The sequence below is a fragment of the Streptomyces sp. NPDC002130 genome (assembly GCF_040296465.1).
In the GTDB taxonomy this organism is placed as follows: Bacteria; Actinomycetota; Actinomycetes; order Streptomycetales; family Streptomycetaceae; genus Streptomyces.
On the sequence record NZ_JBEOXI010000364.1, the window covers coordinates 1 to 6,351 of the forward strand.

The window sequence follows — 6,351 nt, forward strand, 5'->3', positions numbered from 1 at the left end:
CACGGTCCTCGTCACCGAGATCGACGTGGAGCGACGCAGGCTGGCCCTCTCCCGGCGGCAGGGCGCCCGCGTACCGGACGAGGGTCTCTCGGGTCACGGGGAAGGTCTGCGGGGGCAGTTCGGTGCCGACCTCGACGTCGGCGTAGGAGATCTTCGCGGTCGGAGACGGAGCGCAGTGTCCCGTCGGTGCCGCCGGGGTTCGGGCCCCCGCAGCAGGGCGCGGCCGGACCTCGCGAGGGCGGCGACACCCCGGGGCCGTCGGTGTCCGGACGCCCCGCGCACGCAGGCACCGACGCGCAGGCCCCGGGTCCTGGCCACCCCACGCCGTCGGGCCCCGGCACCAGCCCCCAGGATGTCGGCCGTCTCGCCCCCGGCAGCACCGCACCCACCGGGTCGATGAACCCCGGCCGCGCCGCGCCCCGCCGTAAGGGGCGGGTCCTGCTGGCCGCCGCGGCCGTCACCGTCGTGCTGGCCGCCGCCGGTACCACGATCGCCCTGCTCGGCGACGACTCCGGCGGCAAGGAGACCGGCACGCGGACCGGCGCCGTCGGCGGCGGGCCCTCCGAGCCCAATGGACCGGACGACGGCTCGAACGCCCCGAGGTCCACGGAACAGGGCGACGCAGAGGACAGGGCACCCTCCGAGAAGACCGCTGACCAGAAGGACCCCGAGCCCACCGGCCGGGCGACCACACCGGCCCCCGAGAAGCCGACCGGTGGCGCCACCGCCGGAGGCGGCTCCACCCCCGGCGGCGGCCCCGGGGGAGGCGCCACGACCGGCGGCGGCTCGACCACCCCGGCTCCGGCCTGTCACGCCATCGGCGGCGGCAAGTACAACTGCCAGGTCTGGAAGACCGCCGACTCCTACACCGCCGCCGGTGCCAAGGCCGGCATCCTCAAAGCGGGCACCAACTACTTCTACTGCCAGCAGAACCTGGGCCGCCGCGAGACGTCCGGGGAGTGGACCAACGTCTGGTGGGCGAAGACCGACGACGACAGCGGCAACACGGACGTCTGGGTCAGCGACGTCTACATCAAGGGCGGCGACAACGACGGGCCGGTCCCCGGGCTCCCGGTCTGCTGACCCCGCGCCGAGGCGGCCACGTAACGCTCGAGACCGGAGGCCGTCACCAGCTTCTCCTCGACGAACAGCCGCGTGCCCCGCTCGCACAGTCGCCGGTCTCCCCGGGCGCGCGCGCAGAACTCCTCGGGCACGACACCGAACAGCTCCCGCAGACGCGGCAGCCCGACGAGGAGCTCGGTCAGCAGCTCCCGCTCACCCGGGTGGGTGCGCGGCGGGCCCGTGCCGTCGTGGAGGACACCGTGCCGGTTGACGTAGGCGTACGCCCCCGGCAGCCGGGTTCCGTCCGCGAGGTCGATCCGGACGTCGGGCGACGGCAGCCAGGCCCGGTCGAAGTTGCCGCCCGGCACCGGCACGCCCTCGCTCGTGTCGATCACCGCGAGCTGCTCGGCGTCGAGCCACAGGACGAACAACTCCCGCACGGTCCCCGGGGCGCCGACCGGCGAGGCGGAGACGTACCCCATGCGGCTCACATGCGCGGAGACGCCGGCGTCGATGCCCGTCACCCGCGCCTTCACCATGGGCAGCGGCGCCCCGATCCCGAACTCCGTCATCTTGTGCCGCAGCTGCCCCGGGCAGCCGTTCGAGCCGATGGCGATGACCGGAGTGCGGTCCTCGTACACCAGCTGCTCCAGCGGCAGGAAACGGTCCCCGTCGAGCAGCCCGGAATCGGCGGGCCACGCTCCCGGGTACAGCAGGGGGTGCTCGCGCGGCGCCTCGGCCAGGCCGAGTGCCCGCAGCGTGCGATCGGTGGCGTCGTCCATCGGCCGCTCAGTCCGCCGGGGGGATCTCGCCCGAGCCGCGGGTGATCAGCCGGGTCGGCAGCTCGATGCGCTCGGGGGTGACCGGGGTGCCGTCCAGCTGCCGGAAGAGACGTTCCGCCGCGGTGCGGCCGATGTCCGCCGCGTCCTGGGCCACGACCGTGACGCCCGGCTGGAGCAGGTCGGCGAGTTCGATGTCGTCGAAACCGACCAGGGCGACACGGCGGGCCTGCTCGGCGAGCACCCGGATCACGGTCACCGTCACCCGGTTGTTGCCCGCGAAGATCGCCGTGACCGGGTCCGGGCCGGTCAGCATGTCCTCGGCCGCCCTGCGCACCCGCTCGGGGCCGGTGACGCCGAGGGACATCCAGGAGTCCGCCACCGGTATGCCCGCGTCCTCCATGGCGGCCCGGTAGCCGCGCAACCGCTCGGCGGCGGTGTGGATCCGGGGCATGTCGCCGATGAAGCCGATCCGGCGGTGGCCGTGCGCGATGAGGTGGGCGACGCCGCCGCGGGCGCCGCCGTAGTTGTCCGACAGGACCACGTCGGCGTCGATGTGCCCGGCCGGCCGGTCCACGAACACCGTGGCGACCCCCGCCTTGAGCTCCGGCTCCAGATACCGGTGGTCGTCCCCGGCGGGAATCACCACCAGCCCGTCCACCCGCCGCGCGCACAGGGCCAGCACCAGCTCCTGTTCCCGCTCGGGGTCCTCCGCGCTCGAGCCGTTGATCAGCAGGGCACCGTGCGCGCGGGCCACCTCCTCGACCGACCGGCTCAGCGGCCCGTAGAACGGGTCCGCGAGGTCTTCCAGGACCAGGCCGATGCTCGCCGTGCGGCCCTTGCGCAGCACCCGCGCGCTGTCGTTGCGGCGGAAGCCGAGGGCGTCGATCGCCTCCTGGACCCGTTGCTCCGTCTCCGGAGTGACCCCCGGCTCCCCGTTCACGACACGGGAGACCGTCTTGAGGCCGACTCCGGCGCGTGCCGCTACGTCCTTCATGGTCGGCCGGGTGCCGTAGCGCGCTGCGGATCGGAGGGGGCTCTGGGGCACGGTGCGGTGTCCTGTCCTGTCGTCCACGGGGGGTGCGTCGATCCTCGGTTTGTATGAGGATGTGGCGTCGAGCATAGAGCCTGGACAACGTTGTCAGGCTCGGGGGAGACTGTCCACCGCACTCTCCGGCCCGCGCACCGCCGCGGGACGGGCCTGCTGCTTGCCCTGCTTGATGGCCTTTATCGACGTTTTGCTCATGCCCGACGGGGAGATCCGACTCTGATGCACACCGACCTCGTGGCCGCGCTCGACATCGGCGGCACCAAGATCGCCGGCGCTCTGGTGGACGGCGGCGGCCGGATCCTGGTCCGCGCCCAGCGGCCGACGCCCGCCCGGGAGGACGGCGACACCGTGATGCGGGCCGTGGCGGAGGTGCTCGGCGAGCTCACCCTGTCACCGCTGTGGGAGCGTGCCTCGGCCGTGGGGATCGGCAGCGCGGGGCCCGTGGACGCCTCCGCCGGCACGGTGAGCCCGGTGAACGTGCCCGGCTGGCGCGACTACCCGCTCGTCGCCCGCGTCCGGGCCGCCGCCGGCGACCTGCCCGTCGAGCTGATCGGCGACGGCGTGGCGATCACCGCGGCAGAACACTGGCAGGGCGCCGCCCGGGGCCACGACAACGCGCTGTGCATGGTCGTCTCCACGGGCGTCGGCGGCGGCCTGGTGCTCGGTGGCCGGCTGCATCCGGGGCCCACCGGCAACGCCGGGCACATCGGCCACATCAGCGTCGACCTCGACGGCGATCCGTGCCCCTGCGGCTCGCACGGCTGTGTGGAGCGCATCGCGAGCGGCCCCAACATCGCCCGGCGCGCCGTGGAGAACGGCTGGCGGCCCGGCCCGGACGGGGACACCTCCGCCGCCGCGGTGGCCGCCGCCGCCCGCTCCGGCGATCCGGTCGCCGTGGCCTCCTTCGAACGGGCCGCCCAGGCCCTGGCCGCCGGGATCGCCGCCACCGCCACCCTCGTGGAGATCGACATCGCCGTGATCGGCGGGGGAGTCGGCAAGGCGGGCGACGTCCTGTTCGACCCCCTGCGCAAGGCCCTGAGTTCCTACGCGACGCTGTCCTTCGTCCGGCACCTGACCGTGGCGCCGGCGCAGATGGGCACCGACGCGGGGCTGGTGGGCGCGGCGGCGGCAGCACTGGCGAAGCGGCCCGACGCGGCGGCGGCCGGGGTGTGAGACCTGGGCGGCCGATCGAGCAGGAACGTTCAGCCTTCGGTGGCGTGACGCGGAGCGGTGCGGACACCGGCCTGACGGCCACCACCCCGGGGTGATACGGACCGGTCCGGTCCGTATAGCCGGAAATCAACCGCACGTGCGTGCGATGTGGCACGATCGCGCTTGTGAGCAGCAGACCCGCCTCGGCGCAGCATCTGCGCGACCTCGCCCGACTGCGGCGCGTCAAGGACCGCATCGACCGGGAGTACGCGAAGCCCCTGGACGTCGAGGCGCTCGCGCGGGGCGTGCACATGTCGGCCGGGCACCTCAGCCGCGAGTTCCGGCAGGCGTACGGCGAGTCGCCGTACAGCTATCTCATGACGCGGCGCATCGAGCGCGCGATGGCGCTGCTGCGCCGGGGCGACCTCAGCGTCACCGAGGTGTGTTTCGAGGTCGGCTGCGCATCGCTGGGCACCTTCAGCACCCGTTTCACCGAGCTGGTGGGCATGCCGCCCAGTGCCTACCGGCGCGAGGCGGCGCGCGCGACGGCGGGGATCCCGTCGTGCGTGGCGAAGCAGGTGACCAGACCGATCAGGAATCGAGAAGCGCCCGCCCCGGGCCGAAACTAGCGTGAGGGCCATGGACCTTCGCATTCACGCCAGTTTCCTTCCGCACGACGACCCGGACGCCGCCCTGGCGTTCTACCGCGACACCCTCGGCTTCGAAGTCAGAAACGACGTCGGGTACCAGGGAATGCGCTGGATCACGGTCGGCCCCGTCGGCCAGCCCGGCACGAACATCGTGCTGCACCCGCCGGCCGCCGACCCCGGCGTCACCGAGGACGAGCGCCGCACCATCACCGAGATGATGGCCAAGGGCACCTACGCCAGCATCGTCCTGGCCACCACCGACGTCGACGCCACCTTCGAGCGGGTGCAGGCGGGCGACGCCGAGGTGGTCCAGGAGCCGGTGGACCAGCCCTACGGCGTTCGTGACTGCGCCTTCCGCGACCCCGCGGGCAACATGGTCCGCATCCAGCAGCTGAAGGCGCCGTAGCAGCCCCCACCGCACTCCCCGCGCCGCTCCCCGGGAGCGGCGCGGGAGAACGAGATCGCCCGAGCGCGGCAGCGCCGCCCGACAGATGGAGACACCATGAGCAAGGCCACGACGACGGACAGACAGTCGCCCGGGCCGCACGTTGCCGACAGTCATGACGTGATCCGCGTGCACGGCGCGCGTGAGAACAACCTCAGGGACGTCAGCATCGAGATCCCCAAGCGCCGCCTCACGGTGTTCACCGGCGTCTCCGGATCGGGCAAGAGCTCCCTGGTGTTCGACACGATCGCCGCGGAGTCCCAGCGGCTGATCAACGAGACCTACAGCGCCTTCCTGCAGGGCTTCATGCCGAATCTGGCCCGGCCCGAGGTCGACGTGCTGGACGGGCTGACGACCGCGATCGCCGTCGACCAGCAGCGCATGGGCTCCGACCCCCGCTCCACCGTCGGCACCGCCACCGACGCCAACGCCATGCTGCGGATCCTCTTCAGCCGGCTCGGCACGCCCCACATCGGCCCGCCCGGCGCGTTCTCCTTCAACACCGCCTCGGTCTCCGCGAGCGGTGGGTTCACGGTGGACCGGGGGGCCGACAAGACCAGGACCGAGAAGGTGTCCTTCAGCCGCACCGGCGGCATGTGCACGCACTGCGAGGGCCGGGGCACCGTCTCCGACATCGACCTCACCCAGCTCTACGACGACTCCAAGTCGCTCTCCGAGGACCCGTTCACGATCCCCACCTACACCGGGGGCGGCTGGGTGGTGCGGATCATCGCCGAGTCGGGCTTCTTCGACAAGGACAAGCCGATCCGGAAGTACACCAAGAAGGAGCGGCACGACTTCCTGTACCGCGAGCCCACCAAGGTGAAGATCAACGGCGTCAACCTCACCTACGAGGGGCTGATCCCGAAGATCCAGAAGAGCTTCCTCTCCAAGGACCGCGAGTCGATGCAGCCGCACATCCGGGCCTTCGTGGACCGGGCGGTCACCTTCACCCGGTGCCCCGAGTGCGACGGCACCCGGCTCAGCGAGCTGGCCCGCTCCTCGAAGATCGGCGAAATCAACATCGCCGACGCCTGCGCGATGGAGATCCGCGACCTGGCGGAGTGGGTCCGGGGACTTCAGGAGCCGTCGGTGGCGCCGCTGCTGGCCAAGCTCCAGCACACCCTGGACTCGTTCGTGGAGATCGGCCTCGGCTACCTCTCGCTCGACCGGGCCTCGGGCACGCTCTCCGGCGGGGAGGCGCAGCGCACC

At 72.6% G+C, this 6,351-nt stretch carries 7 protein-coding genes and 1 pseudogene; 5 read left to right on the plus strand and 3 right to left on the minus strand.

From position 1 onward, the window contains the following. Positions 1-61: 61 nt before the first annotated feature. Positions 62-151, minus strand: a pseudogene (locus ABT116_RS38320) (dehydratase); the annotation flags it as partial. Positions 152-186: 35 nt separating this feature from the next. Between ABT116_RS38320 and ABT116_RS38325 the strand changes: the two are divergent. After that, the gene (locus ABT116_RS38325; RefSeq protein WP_351644101.1) at positions 187-1,083 is read left to right on the plus strand and encodes a hypothetical protein; all 897 of its coding nucleotides are present in this window, start codon (positions 187-189) and stop codon (positions 1,081-1,083) included. Here the strand turns inward: ABT116_RS38325 and ABT116_RS38330 are convergent. Next, positions 1,029-1,844 carry a hypothetical protein gene (locus ABT116_RS38330; protein WP_351644089.1) on the minus strand — a complete coding sequence of 272 codons (816 nt, stop codon included), beginning with the start codon at positions 1,842-1,844 and terminating at the stop codon, positions 1,029-1,031. The two genes, ABT116_RS38325 and ABT116_RS38330, sit on opposite strands and share 55 nt — an antisense overlap. Before the next feature lie 7 nt (positions 1,845-1,851). Next, on the minus strand, positions 1,852-2,964 hold the full coding sequence (locus ABT116_RS38335) for a LacI family DNA-binding transcriptional regulator (protein ID WP_502984009.1): 1,113 nt from the start codon (positions 2,962-2,964) through the stop codon (positions 1,852-1,854). A 147-nt stretch (positions 2,965-3,111) separates the two neighbouring features. Here ABT116_RS38335 and ABT116_RS38340 point away from each other — a divergent pair, with 147 nt between their 5' ends. The 4 genes from ABT116_RS38340 to ABT116_RS38355 all read left to right on the plus strand — a co-directional run. Continuing rightward, on the plus strand, positions 3,112-4,065 hold the full coding sequence (locus ABT116_RS38340) for an ROK family protein (protein WP_351644095.1): 954 nt from the start codon (positions 3,112-3,114) through the stop codon (positions 4,063-4,065). Between the two features lie 164 nt (positions 4,066-4,229). Continuing rightward, entirely contained in the window at positions 4,230-4,673 is a 444-nt protein-coding gene (locus ABT116_RS38345) for a helix-turn-helix transcriptional regulator (protein WP_104785109.1), read from the plus strand. Between the two features lie 10 nt (positions 4,674-4,683). Then, positions 4,684-5,100 (plus strand): VOC family protein, encoded by a 417-nt coding sequence (locus tag ABT116_RS38350; protein WP_351644098.1) that lies wholly within the window; start codon positions 4,684-4,686, stop codon positions 5,098-5,100. Positions 5,101-5,196: 96 nt separating this feature from the next. Then, the coding region (locus tag ABT116_RS38355) for an excinuclease ABC subunit UvrA (RefSeq protein ID WP_502984010.1) at positions 5,197-6,351 on the plus strand (1,155 nt) is incomplete at its 3' end.